This window comes from Paenibacillus sp. J31R109, assembly GCF_059692055.1.
The window spans coordinates 16304-31687 of sequence record NZ_JCAUAR010000016.1; the positions used below are offsets into that span (position 1 = coordinate 16304).

The window sequence follows — 15384 nt, forward strand, 5'->3', positions numbered from 1 at the left end:
ATAAGGTATAATGCAGATATATAGAATAGAGGGGGAAACCTCAATGGGGCATTTGTTTTCTCTTTTTACCAATCATACCATTAAAATAAGACTGCAACTCTGGATCAGCGGTATCATTTTGGTGCTGGCGTTCTCGATCATTATTCCTTTTTATTTTATAGAGAAGGGCAATCGGATCGAGGAGGCTGGGGTTCAACTTAAGCAAGTGATCGATGTGCAGAGTTTATATATTGAAAATTGGAATCAGGAAAAGCTGGATACCATTAAACGCTTCGCACTTTCAGATAACGCCAAGTTCCATCGCATCGGTGATTTGAAGCGGGAATTTCAAGATTACGCGAAGGTAAAATCTGAATTTAATTCGATTATCTTTGTGGAGCCTGACGGTTATATACGTTCAAATTCAACACAGATGTATGTAGGTGATCGTGAATATTACGCGCGCGGCAAGGAAAAGAAGAGCTTTGTTTCAGGTGTTGTCATGTCCAAAGAAAATGGTACACCTATGATTACATATTCATCTCCCGTGCTAGGCGATCATGGTGAATTCAAAGGCATTGTGCTTGGTGTTGTTACGCTTGAAATGCTGAATACATTGATGTCACGGCTCAGCTTCGGGGATACGGGTGAAGTCTATGTGCTTGATGGAAACGGCAATATTGTAACGGCGTCCAAGCGTATGGAGAATTACCTCCATCCCCAAGGAGTCACACCGGAAATTTATCAACTAGCATTGGTGAATCGTAAGGCGGATCGTGCTTATATTGGCTTCCGAGGTGAGAGTGTCTACGGTCAATATCGTTGGTCGCAAGAGAAGAACTGGCTTGTTGTTGGGGAAATTACGAAGAAGGAAATCTTTCAGAAGCTCAATGAATTAAGCGTGACAATTATTGTCATCTCGTTGATTGCTCTACTACTGAGCGTAGCAGCTGCTGTGCTGATTGCATCCAAAATAGAAAGGCCGATTCGCTACTTGCTGCGTGCAACGAAGGTCATTCAGAAGGGCAATTATGATTACCAGATCAATGCAGATAAAATAAAACATGCACCTGTCGAGCTGCGTCAATTAGTGGTGACATTTAACCTCATGTCTGATCGTTTGAAATCATATATTTCGTTATTGGAGCATTCGGCATGGATGGATCAATTGACAGAGGTTCACAATCGACGGTATATGATGCTTGAAGGAAACAAGCAACTGCAGTCGTGCATTTACTCAGGACAGACTTGTTCCGTCTTGATGATGGATATTGATCATTTTAAGAAAATTAATGATACGTATGGTCATTTGGTTGGCGATGGCGTACTGCATCATGTTGCAAGTGTTTTGAAAAGGTATGCCGGAGAGGATGCGATTGTAGCCAGGTATGGCGGTGAAGAGTTTATTCTTTTGTTACTGCGAAAGGATGCGCAAGAGAGTGCTGCTGTAGCAGAGGAGGTACGTGAGGTTTTAAAAGAGGAGCCATACAGAAAAGAGTCGCTAACCGTCAAAATAACGGCCAGCATTGGAGTCGCAGAATACTCACCGACCTTGGAATACGGAACGATGGTGCTCGAAGATATGGTTTCCAGGGCAGACCATGCGTTATATCGTGCAAAGGCAAGCGGAAGAAATCGTGTCGTAGTGGATAACAAAAGGTTGTATGAGGAAGATGATCATGTATAAATATGACGTTGGAGGCGCGCTATGAAAGGGAGAACGGCGATTGTTGCAGGAGGAACGGGCTTAGTCGGCAAGGAACTGATCAAACAGCTACTGAACGATCCGGACTATGAGAAGGTTATTGCCTTAGTGCGTAAGAAGATGGATCTGGAGCAAACAGGTGGACAAAGTAAACTAGAGCAGCGAGTGATTGATTTCGCTAAACTAAGTGAGAATCTGAAGTCATCCGAGTTTGCGCATGCTCATGTCTTTTGTACCTTAGGAACGACGATTAAAAAGGCAGGCTCGAAACAGCAATTCCGCAGAGTTGATCGCGACTATCCCCTCATGTTGGCTGAAGTGGCAAGCAAGGGACAAGCAGATAGCTTCGCCATTGTGACAGCGATGGGTGCCGATCGAAGCTCTTCCTTTTTCTACAACCAGGTGAAAGGGGAAGTGGAAGATAAGCTGCGGGGAATGCGGCTTCGTGCACTTCACATGCTGCGTCCTTCACTCATTCTTGGCAACCGAGGGGAATTCCGACTAGGCGAGAAGATAGGGAGCATCCTGTCGATCGTGGTAGCCCCACTAATGACGGGCCGCCTTCGTAAGTATCGCCCCATTCATGCGCATACGATTGCAACGGGATTAATTCGAGCCGCGAAGTCAGGGAAAACGGGTGCTCAGGTGCTGAGCTCCGATCGGATTGCAGCCATAGCTGGTAAGTGATCCGCTAGGCGAAGAAGAACAAGCCCACAGAGCCAATTAAGCTAGTGAGGCCGAGTACCGCTCTCAACTTGAATCGAGGGTGGTACTCGGCCTCTGTTTTTGATAAGATTAATGTCGTTCATTATTAATGTTCGAAATGATTATAGACATAGAAAGAAGGTTCACACCATGATTGATCATATTGTCCTTGTAAAATTTGGTGAAACAACAACACAGGAGCAGCTGCAAGAGGTTGTTGATCGTTTTAAAGCACTGCGTCCACATCTAACCGGTATCGTTGATATTCAAGCAGGTCTTAATTTTTCTGAGAAAAATCAAGGTTTTCAAGTCGTACTATCCGTTCGTTTTGAAGATCAAGCAGCCTTAGTGGCATACGGGCCAAACCCTGAGCATCAAGCTGTAGCAGCGTATATCCGTGAAGTTGGGCGTGTAGACAGCCTGATTGTGGATATCGAGATTTAAGTGTAAACTGGTTCTATTTTGATTGGTATTTACAAAATATTTACATATTCATAGCTTGAAATTAACACTACTCCTCTATGCTGGAAGAGCATATTCCAATAAGAGGGGTGTTTGTGTTGAAAAAAATGATGAAAACTGTAGTTGGCGGGGCAATGGCGGGATTGCTTGTCGTGGCAGGATTAACGCCTGCTTACGCGATGGCAGCAGAAACAACAACGGATCTTCCGTTACGCAAGACGATTGAAGGAATGGAAGGCAAAGTGACATGGAATGACAAAGACCGTTCTATTCAAATTCAAGTTGGCGGCGTACAAGCAGTCGTAAAACTGGATTCCACTGAGGCTACTTTTCAAGGGAAATCCGTTCAATTGGATAAAAAGCCGTACCTAATCGATGGTTCTGCGCAACTAAGTAAAGATGCATTCAAAACTATTCAGAATGAAGTTATCAAACTTCAAAATAAAACAGGTTTGGAATTACTCACAACGTATCAAATGCCGAATAAAAAGGCTGAAATCTCAACGTCTACGCCAGATGGTAAAACGTTAATCGTTACCCAAGCAGATTTGGGCAGCATCGCATTGGTATCCATTGAGAACCTAGCAGCCGTGTCGGTTAAGAAAGAGATTAGTTTCACGGATCTTTCTAAAGAAGCTGAAGTGACGAGTGTCGTAAGTACACCTGATGGCAAGTACGTACTTGTAGGTGTTCGAGCTGGCGACAATGTAAATGTAGCGAATAAAGGTTACTTAGCTGTTGTGGATATTGAAAAACAAGCGACTGTTAAGACATATGAAATCGGCGTAGGACCCGACTCCGTTACAATCTCTAGCGATGGCAAATACGCTGTGGTGTGTAATGAGGATGAAGAGATCGATCCTGCTACAGGCGAAATTGATATGAAGAGCGTCAAGCGTCCTGGTTCGATATCGATTATCGAGTTCCCGAATGGAGATGTCTTGAAAGGCGTACATACGGAGCTGAAGATTGATTTAAGCCAAGTTGGTGGAGGCGTGACTTACCCGAATGATCCACAACCGGAGTATGTAGCGATTAGCCCGGATAACTCAAAAGCAGCAATTACACTGCAAGAGAATAATGCCATCGCTATCGTTGATTTAGCTTCCAAAAAAATCATCAATATGTTCGGTTTAGGAGTAACGAAGCATAAAGCTGATTTGAAGAGCAATGGTGAGGTATCGATTACGGAAGATATGACGGCACGCCCTGAAGCGGACGGGATTGTATGGTCTTTGGATGGGAAGTATGTGATTACAGCCAACGAAGGCGATTTAGGTAAGGATGAGTTTAAAGACGGCGTTAAAGCAGGCGGACGCAATATTATGGTGTGGGATTTACAAGGTAAAGCCATCTATGACAGCATGGAGCTTATTGATCGAATGACAGCTCAAGTTGGTGTGTATCCCGATAGCAGAAGTGCTAATAAAGGCAGTGAAGTGGAGAACTTAACCATTGGAGTTATCAATGGTAAGCCGATGCTAGCAGTAGCTTCTGAGCGTGCTAGCGCTATCTTATTTTTTGACATCACAGATGCAACAAAACCAAATTACTTGGGCCTATTGCCATCAGGCGGCGAGTCACCAGAGGGTATCCTTAAAGTAAGCGGGAAGAACTTATTCGTAAGTTCAGATGAAGTTTCTGGAACGCTTAGCTTTTATGGCGTGAAGTAATAAAGTGTTGAGAGAGCCTATGCCAAGATGTTGGTATAGGCTCTTCGACATGTCATGAGGAAATGTCACTCTGACTGATTGTTTCTGAGCTCCTTGCGATAGACCGAGGGCGCAGAACCACTCCATTTGTGAAACTGCTTGGAGAAGTAGAGCGCATCGTTAAAGCCGACGGACGAGGCAACCTGATCGATTGTCATGGCCGTTCGTAACAGCTGCTTAGCCCTTTCCATGCGGATGTTGAATAAATACTGCATAGGGGACAAGCCAGTGGATTGTTTGAACATTTTGCATAGATAGGTCCGATGATAACCCAGGTTGCGAGCGAGATGCTCAATAGAGACAGCTTGGGTGTATTGCAGCTCTAAGTAGCGGATGGCTTGACCAATTTGGCGCTTAATATCGGTTTCTGCCGTATGTTTAACGGAAATATGGTGTGTATTCACACGGCCAAGTTCACGTAGAAGCAAGCGCAGCCAGCCTTCGGCTTCCAATTCATCCAACTGGGGGAAATCGCTTTGGCGAAAGGAGGAGCGAATATGGCGATAGTAGTGCCTAATTGTTCGTGGTGTGCTGCCAGATATGACAGCTTGCTCGGGTGACATGCCAATTTGTGCAAGTGTTGTGCTTGCGGCACGGCCGGTAAAAGCAACCCATGTATAGTGCCAAGGCGTATTGGCATCTGCGGTGTAGGTGAACAGCTCGCCTGGATAAATGATGAAGGTATCCCCGGCCTGGCAGACATAGGTTCGTCCACACATTTCAAAAGTACCCTTTCCTGCATGCACGGTATGAATCAAAAAATAATCATGAACAGCGGGTCCCGTTTTGTGAAGCGGGAAAGGTCTGCCTTCACCGCTAAAAAGCACGGACAGTTCAAGGTTACTATGAAGAGGGTTAATACTTACTGAGAAATAGGTGTGCTCTGGAATCATAGATGCCTCGCTATGTTTTTATTTTGAGCGTACCCTATTAAACTACAAATGTCCATATTGGAGTTGTTTCAATCCATATTTTTAAAACCGAGCATGCGCTATAGTAAAGATATGAAATAGATGAACTATTGGAGGAGAATCTCACATGTCCAAAATTACTTTTTTAGGTGCAGGAAGCACGGTTTTTGCGAAAAATGTACTCGGTGATTGTTTGCTTACACCCGCATTACAAGGCTTTGAAATCGCTCTCTTTGATATTGATCATGAACGGTTGCAAGACTCAGCAAATATGTTGAATAACATCAAGAAAACAAGTGGAAGCACATCCATTATTAAATCGTATACAGACCGCAAAGAAGCGCTTAACGGTGCTAAATATGTGGTAAATGCGATCCAAGTAGGTGGTTATGATCCATGTACGATTACGGATTTTGAAATTCCGAAGAAGTATGGTTTGCGTCAAACGATTGCCGATACGGTTGGAATTGGTGGTATTTTCCGCAACTTGAGAACGATTCCAGTTATGCTGGATTTTGCTGCGGATATTCGTGAGGTGTGTCCAGATGCTTTGTTCCTTAACTACACGAACCCAATGGCTGTATTGACGAATGTGATGAATACGTATGGCGGTGTGCGTACAGTAGGTCTATGTCACAGTGTGCAGGCTTGCGTGCCGGAGTTGTTTAAGCATTTGGAAATTGATCAAACAGGTGTGAAAGCGAAAATCGCAGGTATTAACCATATGGCGTGGTTGCTCGAGGTATCTAAGGATGGCGTTGATTTGTATCCGGAGATTAAGAAGCGTGCAGCTGAGAAGCAAAAAGAGAAGCACAAGGATATGGTTCGCTATGAAATGATGCTGAAATTCGGTCACTACATTACGGAATCTTCCGAGCATAATGCTGAGTATCATCCGTATTTCATCAAACGGAGCTACCCGGAGTTGGTGGATCGTTTCAACATTCCGCTGGATGAGTATCCGCGTCGTTGTGTCAATCAAATCAGCAAATGGAAACAAATGCGCGAGGATCTTGTGAACGATGCGAATCTGACGCATGTGCGTTCACATGAGTATGCTTCGTACATTTTCGAGGCGATTGAGACGGATGTTCCGTTCAAGATCGGTGGTAACGTGATGAACACTGGCTTAATCACGAACTTACCGCGTGAAGCGTGTGTGGAAGTGCCGTGCTTGGTAGATCGCAACGGCGTTACACCTACCTATGTGGGTGATCTGCCTCCGCAGCTAGCGGCGTTGAACCGTACGAACATCAACACGCAGTTGTTGACGATTGAAGCTGCGATTACACATAAACGTGAGCATATTTATCATGCCGCGATGCTAGATCCGCACACAGCTGCGGAGCTGTCGATGGATGATATCGTCGCGATGTGTGACGAGATGATTGAGGCGCATGGCACATGGCTGCCTGAGTTTAAATAATGGTTGAGGTCGCGGGGGCGGTTGTGCCCCGCGGCTTTTTTTTGGCGAAGCGAGGGGGAGGAAGAAGCAACAAACCAGCCAAACCACCGAAACCGTTGAAACCGCCTAAACCAGCGAAAGCCGCCGAAGCCGCCGAAACCACCAAAACCACAAAAACCACCGAAACCAATCAAACTACCCACCTCCCCAACCACCGAAACTAATCAAACTACCCACCTCCCCAACCCTCCCAAACTTTCTCACCTTAAAAAAAAGGCACAACCTCGCAATTCAAAACACCACAAAACTGCAAATATGCAGCTTTTATAGAGTTTTTTCGTCAAATATTAGGAAAAACTGCGAATATACATCTTTTTAGTGTCATTTGAGTATGGAGACGGAAAAAGAGGTGAAATTGATGTATTTTTGCATCAAATCACTGAATTAGAGTTAAGAGGAGCTGAAAAAACTGCATTATCGCATCTTTTTAAAGAACTTGCAGGGCAGGAAGAGTAGAAAGAGTGGAAGACAGGAAGAGCAGTAGTAGGAGTAGCGGTAGGAGTAGAAGAGCAGTAGTAGTAGCAGTAGCAGTAGCAGTAGCAGTAGCAGTAGGAGTAGCAGTAGGAGTAGGAGTAGGAGTAGGAGTAGGAGTAGGAGTAGGAGTAGGAGTAGGAGTAGGAGTAGAAGAGCAGTAGGAGCAGGGAAAGCAAGAAGAGCAGCAAGAGCAGAAAGATCTAGGAGTAGAAAGTGGAAGGAAAAAAGACAGCAAAAAGGCCCGGAATCACTCCGGGCCTTCCGTGATATTAACCGCCGAATGCGTCGCGGAACGCCTCCGTTAAGCTTTCCAGCTCGACATTCCATATAGGGGCGATCTCCGGTCCTACGTGTTCAGCGAACCAGTCGGCTAGTAAGCGACGGTTGCTGCCATTATCGACGATGAAGGGGAGATTCAGTATCACTTTTTTCACATAGATGGTCTCAGCGGACTTAATTTGCTCGGGGGTCAGCCAAATTTTGAGCCGCTTAATGGTTCGATATAATTCCTTGTTGCATGCTCTCCGAATAGCACGAGCGTTAGGGTATTGCTGTTTGTGACGTTCACTTTGATTCTGATACACCATACAGGGTTCGACGCTCCTCTCTCTGATATGTGTATGCACAGAGAGGGCGGAGAGCGACTCGTGACAAGGACCTATTGCGCCCAAGTTCGTGAAGAAAGCTTCGCTTTTGCCACACGTGGCTCCATAGTAGTCATCAGTGCTGGAAGCAACATGCCTCGTACGAGAAAGGTATCGATGAGAATACCAGCAGCCATCGCGAAGCCAAACAGCAGCAGCTCCTGTAAGGGCTGCGTCATTAAGACGCAGAAGGTCGCCGCCAGCACGATGCCTGCTGAAGAAATGACGCCACCAGTTAATGCAGCACCACGTTGCACGGCTACTTGCCATGGATAGCGCTGAGCTTCTTCTTGCACGCGAGATACCAAAATGATGTTATAGTCCACACCTAACGAGATGAGAAAGATAAACGTGTACACAGGCAGACGGTAGCTGAAGGCATCGTGACCAAATCCGAAATGAAACACACTCCACACAATTCCCATTGTAGCTGCATAGGACAGCAGCATGGTGGCCATCATAGTGAGCGCCAGTCGAATGGAACGGGACTGCCAGATGAGCATAACGGTAATCAATATTGTAATAAGTGAGAAAATAACGAGCGTATCACGCTTATTCATAGTACGAACATCAAGCTGCTCCGCAGTCTGACCAGCATAATGCAGGGTGAACTGGCCAGGCTCGAAGCCACTCTGCTCAAGCAAGGCAGCACTATCCTCGCGTAAACCAGAAATCACCTCAAGCGCAGCTTGATCATAGGGATTCATCTTTAAGATTAACTGGAGCTTCAGCGTGCGCCTAGGTAAATCAGCGTTTTCAAGACCGAACGCTGGCGTAAGCGAACTAATCCCCTCACGCCCCTGAATAAGTCCGGTCAGCGTATTTATTTTACTGCTAAACGACTCGTCCCTTACGATTGCTTTCTTCGACTCCAAAAGGACAGTGACTGGCGCCAATTCCCCTTGTGGGAATCGTGCCTCCAGAATTTCAAAACCTTGTCTGGAAGAAATATCGATAGGGAAGGATATCATGAGATTAAATGAATAACGCGTGCCTAGTGTAGATAGCGCAGGTGCCAACAGTACAATTATGAGCACAAGTGCGGTTATCCGTGGCTTTGTGGTCACGCGAGTGCTGATCCACGCCCAGAAGCCGCGAGGCTCCTCCTTCACAAGCGCCGCTTCCTCACGTGGAATAAACGGCCAAAAAGCTCTCCGTCCAATCAAGGCAAACATGGCAGGAATCAACGTCAGTCCACCAAGCAAAATGACGACCATCGCGATGGCAAACACTGGAGCAAAGCTATGATAGGGCTTAAACACAGCAGTGAATAAAGTGAGCATGGCGATTAGCACGGTGCCGCCGCTAAAGAAAATCGGTTCAGCTACATGGGAGAAAGCTTTCGACATCGCTTCGTACTTGGAATCCGTTGTCCGCAGGGCAGAACGGTAGCGCGCTATGATAAATAAGCAGTAATCCGTCAACACGGCAAAAAGCAAAATCATCATGATCGAGAGGGATTGCTTCTCGACGAATATCCAGCCCATTTTGCCAGCTAAGCCTATGAGTCTATCGACGACTGCATATACCATGCCCGCGATAACCAAAGGTAACAAGGCTAGAAGCGGGGATCGATAGATGACGATTAAAATGACGAGAATAATCCCAAGTGTGGCGAGCATTAACACAATATCGGCCTTTTTGAAGAGCATGATGGTATCGGATGAGATGCCTGCAGGACCTGTAATTTCAAGCTGCATCGTCCCCAATCCTTGTTGCTCCGACATATGACGAATCTGTTCAAGGGTATCGTAGACAGGACCAGATGCCAGATCCTTCTGTAGGGAGAGTGTTAACAAGAGCGTTGTTCGATCTGCGGAAAATAAGAGCTCTTGCTGCGCGGCAGGCATTTGATGGAAGGGTAGAGAACGCGTGACGTAGGGTGGTTTCTGATCAGAAGCCAGCCACGTACTGATGCTCGTAATAGCACCACGTTCAGAATCCGTAATGGGTTTCTCGGAATGGAACACGAGTATGGCGGTTAAGCCGTCTTGGGTAGGGTAGGCCTCTTGCAGTAGCTGTTTAGCTGTTTCAGACAGTGTATGGCTACCAAGGCTGCCTTCACCGCCACTTTGAGCGACTTCTTTGGAAGATGGCGCAAATGCGCTTAATAAAAGGATGGCAGCTAACCAGCTGATGAGTACGATTCGGACACCTTTGGCACTGCTTACAAACTTGGCAAGACGTGATAACGTAGGTTTCATGCAGGTTCATTCCCCTCTCCTAAATCTATCTCAAATAGTAGGAGAGGAATATGAACGGATGATGAATGGGAGATTACATTCGAGGGAGCCTAACAGTGAAAGTAGTCCCTTTACCGAGTTCACTTTGCACATGAATACTGCCACGGTGCAGCTCGATGATTTTCTGAACAATGGATAAACCAAGACCCGTACCGGCACTGGCACGGTTTCGAGAGCGATCCGCTTTGTAAAAGCGGGTGAAAATATGAGGCAGTTCCGCCTCCGACATGCCAATCCCTGTGTCCCTTACCGTAACGGTGACTTTCGTCTCTGATGACAGAATCGCGACGTGTATGGAGTCATGAGGGCGTGCGTATTTAATAGCATTCGTAATAAGGTTAAGCCAAACCTGATGCATCAATTGATGGTCTGCCGAGACGTCAGTTTCCGGTAAATTCAACTCAATCGCTAGGTCTTTATCAGACCATTGCCACTCTGTATAAATGAGAATTTGGCGTATTTGTTCATCTAGCCGGTACACAGTCCGCTTAACTACATGACTTTCTTTATCTAACGAGGCTAGTGTTAAGAGCTGTTTACTGAGGGAGGACAACCTTTTACTTTCATCTAAAATGATATGAAGATAGCGCTCCTTCTCCTCCTCGGAGGTCGTCTGATCCAATATGGATTGGGCGAAGCCCTGAATTGAGGTTAAGGGAGACTGGATTTCATGCGAGACATTGCCCACGAATTCCTGCCTCATAGCTTCTACCTGTTTGAGGGATTGGGCCATGTAGGTGAAATCTCGTGCAAGCTCGCCGATCTCGTCCTGCCGGGAAACGTCCATCGTTATTTCGTAGCTGCCTCCAACGATCCGCTTTGTGGCTTCTCGTAATTTTTTGATAGGCTTTACGATAAGTTGGGAGAGAATGATGATAAGGACGATGCTGAAAAGAAAGGTAAGTCCGAGTAGATAAGCCATCAGGACACGAACGCCGCCGATCTGCTGTTCCAGAGCAGGCCGAACAAACAAGGCATACGATTTCCCTTGCACCTGAAGGGGAACACCGATACTGTTGCGCAGGCTATTTTCAAAATAACCGATCACCATGAGAACATGCCGCTCTTGCAGCATTCCACGGTACGTTTCCCCCGCTAGAACACGTTGAATATGCTCCGGATCGAACTGCGTATGTTTATACGGTGCCCCATAGAAGGTCCCAGCCATCTGCTCATTCACAACATAAAGCTGGAAGCCCATATTGGCGATATGGGTGAAATAGATTGAGGGCTCTACACTCGGCATTTCCTCGTAAAGCGTGCGAATTTCCGTTGTAATTTTCCAAATCTGCTCCTCGTTCTGATCTCTTAATTTCGTTAGATAATACCAATTCGAGAGAAAGAGTGCGAGCATGGAGCTGACCATTGCGATGAGAATAAACGTAACAACGATGCGAAAATATAAAGTTTTCACCTTTCTGTCACCTCAAGCTTGTAACCAAGTCCTCTCATCGTCGTAATTATAAAGTCACTAGTTTTTTCGTAAAAACGCTCCCTCAATCGCTTGATATGAACATCGATGGTTCGACTGTCACCCTCATAATCTGTGCCCCACAGCATGTGAATTAGTTGCTCTCGCGTAAAAATGCGCCCTGGATGACTCGCCAATTGCGCAAGCAGCTGGAATTCTTTGAGCGGTAGCAGCAGCGTTTCACCTGCGATCGTGATTTCATAGCTTTTGCGATTGATGACCGTGTGGCCAAGTGTAATCATTTCCGAAGAAACGAGCTGGTATCGCCGTAATAAGGCGCGCGCTCGGAAGAGCAGTTCCTTCGGCTCGAACGGCTTTACTAAGTAATCATCGGTGCCTGAGGCAAAGCCCTTTTCTTTATCCTCCATGTCTCCTTTGGCCGTTACAAGAAGAACTGGAATGTCGTAGTGTTTGCGGATTTCAGCGCACAGCTCCAAACCGTCACGAAGCGGCATCATGACATCAACAACAGCGAGATGGATTTGTTCCATTTCCAGCAGTCTCGAGGCTTGTTCACCATCACTTGCTTCAAAGACGGCATAACCTTCTTTGGAGAATAGGAAACGCATCAATTCGCGTATATGGGCATCGTCATCGACGACGAGTACATGTGTTTTCAAAAAGGGAAGCACCTTCTTCGCTGGGATTCAATTGAGCTTGGCATCAGTGTAAACGAAAAAAAACCTTAATGCCACTTCTGATGTCGAGTCGCCTGTTGATGACGATTCGAGTTCGCAGAAGGATGGTTTAAGGTTTCGCTGGAGAAGCCATTTAATACACCTCGATATAACCGACCATCGGGCCATTATGGGCCATATCCGTATGCGTCATACAGATGAGGCGATACGTCCCTGCTTGATTGGCGGTAAAATGTACGATGGTTTCTTTACCTTTTTTGATCTCACCACTGATATTGAGCCCTTCGATGAAAAAGGGGTGACTCTCACCATTGATGCCAAGGATGCTGAGCTTGATGTGTTCACCCTTCTTAACGGGAATGGAGCCAGGGTCCCAGCGGTAAGCCTCGATGGTTTTGCCATCAGCGGTAGTGGATTTGAACTCCCCAACAACCATGTGAATGGTGCGTTCTGCCGTTGGCTCGGCTAATGTGGGCAGGATGGTATCGCGATTGACATACAGCCATCCAATGAGAAGGAGTAGAAGCGCGGCTGCTAGTTGAACAACATGTTTGCGTTTGATAATCCATACTCGGGACATAGGGTCCGCCTCCTGTACAAGGGTCTTGTACATCTTATGCAATGGCTTGTCAGCGCATGAATCGGAATATCGGATGAAGCAAATTGACTCAACATGGAGTGATGTGCCAACATCAATTGGTGTATTTTAACAATGAGTTGCATACAAGTAGAGGATAAGAGCCTGTCTATGATAGAATGTGGATGGGATTAGAAAAGCAGAATATCAGAATAGTCAACACAATCAGCACAGATATATGAGCCCATGGGGGCTGTTTTTACCAGCAAAAGAAAGAAGCGAAGAGAGGGTTACATATGCATGAGTTGATTCAAAGTGTTTTGGTATATTTGGAAGGCCTGGGGTACTGGGGGATATTCCTTGGACTCATGCTTGAGGTCATTCCGAACGAATTGCTTTTAGCCTACGCAGGGTATCTAGTATCCAAAGGTCAAATTAACTTCGTTGGCGGCATGGTGTGCGCGGTCGTTGGGGGAACATTGGCTCAAGTTGTTTTGTATTGGATTGGACGTTACGGCGGCAGACCTTTCCTGGAAAGATATGGCAAATATCTTCTAATCAGTAAGCATCATATCGATGTAGCGGAGAGCTGGTTTAACCGGTATGGGACGGGGATGATTTTTACAGCGAGATTTATTCCAATTGTTCGTCATGCGATCTCTTTGCCAGGCGGAATGGCCAAAATGCCATTAGGTAAGTTCACCTTGTATACGGGACTAGCGTTAATTCCTTACTCGTTTTTGTATATTTATTTGGGCATGAAATTGAAAGACAACTGGGAAACGATCGGCGAATATGCAGGGCCTTATATTAAACCATTGATTATCGCTGCGGTCGTGCTGACGATCTTGTATGCGGGCTATCAATTTTATCTCAAAAGAAAAACGAAAGCATAGCAACATATTGATTTGGCGGTTTCGTTTGCTTTTGATACAATGAAAGGGAATATGGACGATCTAGGGAGGATGAAAACGATGGGTGCGAATCTTGCTAGTAAGTTAGGTACAGGCCTAAAGCCGAAACAGTTTATCGAGAGTATGGAGAAAAATAAAGAGCAATTTTTGGCGTATTACGATGGTTTTGCCTGGGATAATGAAGAGGACAAAGAGTATTTTGAATCGTTGAATAATCGCGATGATCTTCGTTGCTTGATTATTGCTGCTGACTGGTGTGGCGATGTTGTTCGCAATGTGCCGGTAGTTTTCAAGGCTTTGGAAGATAGCGGTATTCCTACGGAAGTTCTTATCATTGAGCAAAACTATGATGTTATTGATCAGTTCCTGACAGGCGGCGGACGTGGGATTCCAATCGTCGTGTTCACGGATACTGGCGGCTTCTCGCTTGGGCACTGGGGACCTCGTCCGAAGAACGTGCAAGCGGTGATGACGCAGTTCAAGAAAGATAATCCAGATCGCGATGCGGCTGATTATAACGAAAAAATTCAAGTAGCCAGAGCCGAAATGGGCCGTCAATATGGCGAAGGTAACGGATATCATGCTGTTATTGTGAAGGAACTTCGTTCATTGATCGAATCGTTCTAAAAAGGTGAAGGTGGCATCACGATGATTAACATTCAATCCTTCGTCCTGGGTCCGGTTCAGACGAACGCGTACTTACTGTCGAATCCAGAGACGAATCAAGGTATTATTATCGATCCCGGTATGAATCCGAAGTCGCTGATCAAGAAGATTGCCGATATGGATATCGTGGCGATTCTGCTGACGCATGCGCATTTCGATCATATCGGTGGCGTGGATGAGATTCGTAAGCTCAAGGGGTGTCCGGTGTATATTCATGACCTGGAAGCCGATTGGCTAACGAATCCGAAGAAAAACGGCTCTGCTCGCTGGCCTGACCTCGGTGCTCCGATTGTGACGGATCCAGCGGAATTTGCTTTGGACGAGGGACAAGTGCTGGAGTTCCTGGGCATTAAGCTCAAAGTGTTCCACACCCCTGGTCATTCTCCAGGTAGTGTGAGCTTCCTGTATGATAATCACCTGTTCAGCGGTGATGTATTGTTTAAATTATCGGTCGGTCGTACCGACTTACTTGGTGGAGACAACAATACCCTGTTGGATTCCATTCAGGATAAGCTGTTCCTGTTGGATGACGAGGTTATCGTCTATTCCGGGCATGGCGCGAAAACAACGATCGGCTTCGAACGTGAGAATAACCCATACGTGTAAAAGATAAGGACTGCTCCCTCTGTTGAGGGGGCGGTCCTTTTTTTTGGGGTTTGGAGGGGGGAGCGGAGAAATAGCCGCTGTAAGTCGAAAAATTCGAGTTAGGGGATGAGAAAGTGAAGAAATGGCAGCTGTAAGTCGAAAAATTCGAGTTAGGGGATGAGAAAGTGGAGAAATGGCAGCCGTAAGTCGAAAAATTCGAGTTAGGGGATGGG

At 46.1% G+C, this 15384-nt stretch carries 15 protein-coding genes; 8 read left to right on the forward strand and 7 right to left on the reverse strand.

Going from position 1 to position 15384, the window contains the following annotated elements; genetic code table 11:
- Positions 1–43: 43 nt before the first annotated feature.
- The 4 genes from AC58QT_RS28240 to AC58QT_RS28255 all read left to right on the forward strand — a co-directional run bounded on the left by AC58QT_RS28240 (position 44) and on the right by AC58QT_RS28255 (position 4524).
- Positions 44–1666 (forward strand): sensor domain-containing diguanylate cyclase, encoded by a 1623-nt coding sequence (locus AC58QT_RS28240; protein ID WP_497411894.1) that lies wholly within the window; start codon positions 44–46, stop codon positions 1664–1666.
- Positions 1667–1687: 21 nt separating this feature from the next.
- The gene (locus tag AC58QT_RS28245) at positions 1688–2371 is read left to right on the forward strand and encodes an NAD(P)H-binding protein (RefSeq protein ID WP_497411895.1); all 684 of its coding nucleotides are present in this window, start codon (positions 1688–1690) and stop codon (positions 2369–2371) included.
- Positions 2372–2539: 168 nt separating this feature from the next.
- The gene (locus tag AC58QT_RS28250) at positions 2540–2833 is read left to right on the forward strand and encodes a Dabb family protein (RefSeq protein ID WP_497411896.1); all 294 of its coding nucleotides are present in this window, start codon (positions 2540–2542) and stop codon (positions 2831–2833) included.
- Between the two features lie 113 nt (positions 2834–2946).
- On the forward strand, positions 2947–4524 hold the full coding sequence (locus AC58QT_RS28255) for a choice-of-anchor I domain-containing protein (RefSeq protein ID WP_497411897.1): 1578 nt from the start codon (positions 2947–2949) through the stop codon (positions 4522–4524).
- Positions 4525–4589: 65 nt separating this feature from the next.
- On the opposite strand, the gene AC58QT_RS28260 is transcribed toward AC58QT_RS28255, so the two are convergent.
- Complete coding sequence (locus AC58QT_RS28260) at positions 4590–5456, reverse strand: AraC family transcriptional regulator (protein ID WP_497411898.1); 867 nt, start codon at positions 5454–5456, stop codon at positions 4590–4592.
- Between the two features lie 145 nt (positions 5457–5601).
- On the opposite strand from AC58QT_RS28260, the gene AC58QT_RS28265 reads away from it, so the two are divergent.
- Complete coding sequence (locus AC58QT_RS28265) at positions 5602–6900, forward strand: alpha-glucosidase/alpha-galactosidase (protein WP_497285246.1); 1299 nt, start codon at positions 5602–5604, stop codon at positions 6898–6900.
- Here AC58QT_RS28265 and AC58QT_RS28270 read toward each other — a convergent pair.
- The 6 genes from AC58QT_RS28270 to AC58QT_RS28295 all read right to left on the reverse strand — a co-directional run bounded on the left by AC58QT_RS28270 (position 6893) and on the right by AC58QT_RS28295 (position 12989).
- The gene (locus tag AC58QT_RS28270; protein WP_497411899.1) at positions 6893–7069 is read right to left on the reverse strand and encodes a hypothetical protein; all 177 of its coding nucleotides are present in this window, start codon (positions 7067–7069) and stop codon (positions 6893–6895) included. The genes AC58QT_RS28265 and AC58QT_RS28270 overlap by 8 nt on opposite strands.
- A gap of 613 nt (positions 7070–7682) precedes the next feature.
- Positions 7683–8000, reverse strand: a complete 318-nt coding sequence (locus AC58QT_RS28275; RefSeq protein WP_310499531.1) for a dehydrogenase — start codon at positions 7998–8000, stop codon at positions 7683–7685.
- A 71-nt stretch (positions 8001–8071) separates the two neighbouring features.
- Positions 8072–10261, reverse strand: a complete 2190-nt coding sequence (locus AC58QT_RS28280) for an MMPL family transporter (RefSeq protein ID WP_497411900.1) — start codon at positions 10259–10261, stop codon at positions 8072–8074.
- Between the two features lie 73 nt (positions 10262–10334).
- A complete protein-coding gene (locus tag AC58QT_RS28285) occupies positions 10335–11714 on the reverse strand; it encodes a sensor histidine kinase (RefSeq protein ID WP_497411901.1) in 1380 nt (459 codons plus the stop codon).
- The gene (locus AC58QT_RS28290; protein ID WP_497411902.1) at positions 11711–12391 is read right to left on the reverse strand and encodes a response regulator transcription factor; all 681 of its coding nucleotides are present in this window, start codon (positions 12389–12391) and stop codon (positions 11711–11713) included. Before AC58QT_RS28290 ends, AC58QT_RS28285 begins: the two co-directional genes overlap by 4 nt.
- Positions 12392–12542: 151 nt before the next feature.
- Positions 12543–12989: a cupredoxin domain-containing protein gene (locus AC58QT_RS28295; RefSeq protein WP_497411903.1), complete on the reverse strand. Its 447-nt coding sequence runs from the start codon at positions 12987–12989 to the stop codon at positions 12543–12545.
- 293 nt (positions 12990–13282) lie between these two features.
- On the opposite strand from AC58QT_RS28295, the gene uptA reads away from it, so the two are divergent.
- From uptA to AC58QT_RS28310, 3 genes are all read left to right on the forward strand, one after another.
- Positions 13283–13882: an undecaprenyl phosphate transporter UptA gene (uptA, locus tag AC58QT_RS28300; RefSeq protein WP_310499526.1), complete on the forward strand. Its 600-nt coding sequence runs from the start codon at positions 13283–13285 to the stop codon at positions 13880–13882.
- Positions 13883–13960: 78 nt separating this feature from the next.
- Complete coding sequence (locus tag AC58QT_RS28305; RefSeq protein ID WP_068663455.1) at positions 13961–14527, forward strand: thioredoxin family protein; 567 nt, start codon at positions 13961–13963, stop codon at positions 14525–14527.
- A gap of 21 nt (positions 14528–14548) precedes the next feature.
- Entirely contained in the window at positions 14549–15172 is a 624-nt protein-coding gene (locus AC58QT_RS28310; RefSeq protein ID WP_068663456.1) for an MBL fold metallo-hydrolase, read from the forward strand.
- Positions 15173–15384: the final 212 nt, after the last annotated feature.

What these genes read in the sequence shown, in the direction of transcription:
- AC58QT_RS28280 (WP_497411900.1), bottom strand. Translation starts at nt 10,261, where the DNA reads ATGAAACCTACGTTATCACGTCTTGCCAAGTTTGTAAGCAGTGCCAAA.
- AC58QT_RS28245 (WP_497411895.1), top strand. Translation starts at nt 1,688, where the DNA reads ATGAAAGGGAGAACGGCGATTGTTGCAGGAGGAACGGGCTTAGTCGGC.
- AC58QT_RS28265 (WP_497285246.1), top strand. Translation starts at nt 5,602, where the DNA reads ATGTCCAAAATTACTTTTTTAGGTGCAGGAAGCACGGTTTTTGCGAAA.
- AC58QT_RS28295 (WP_497411903.1), bottom strand. Translation starts at nt 12,989, where the DNA reads ATGTCCCGAGTATGGATTATCAAACGCAAACATGTTGTTCAACTAGCA.
- AC58QT_RS28250 (WP_497411896.1), top strand. Translation starts at nt 2,540, where the DNA reads ATGATTGATCATATTGTCCTTGTAAAATTTGGTGAAACAACAACACAG.
- AC58QT_RS28260 (WP_497411898.1), bottom strand. Translation starts at nt 5,456, where the DNA reads ATGATTCCAGAGCACACCTATTTCTCAGTAAGTATTAACCCTCTTCAT.
- AC58QT_RS28305 (WP_068663455.1), top strand. Translation starts at nt 13,961, where the DNA reads ATGGGTGCGAATCTTGCTAGTAAGTTAGGTACAGGCCTAAAGCCGAAA.
- AC58QT_RS28240 (WP_497411894.1), top strand. Translation starts at nt 44, where the DNA reads ATGGGGCATTTGTTTTCTCTTTTTACCAATCATACCATTAAAATAAGA.
- uptA (WP_310499526.1), top strand. Translation starts at nt 13,283, where the DNA reads ATGCATGAGTTGATTCAAAGTGTTTTGGTATATTTGGAAGGCCTGGGG.
- AC58QT_RS28275 (WP_310499531.1), bottom strand. Translation starts at nt 8,000, where the DNA reads ATGGTGTATCAGAATCAAAGTGAACGTCACAAACAGCAATACCCTAAC.
- AC58QT_RS28310 (WP_068663456.1), top strand. Translation starts at nt 14,549, where the DNA reads ATGATTAACATTCAATCCTTCGTCCTGGGTCCGGTTCAGACGAACGCG.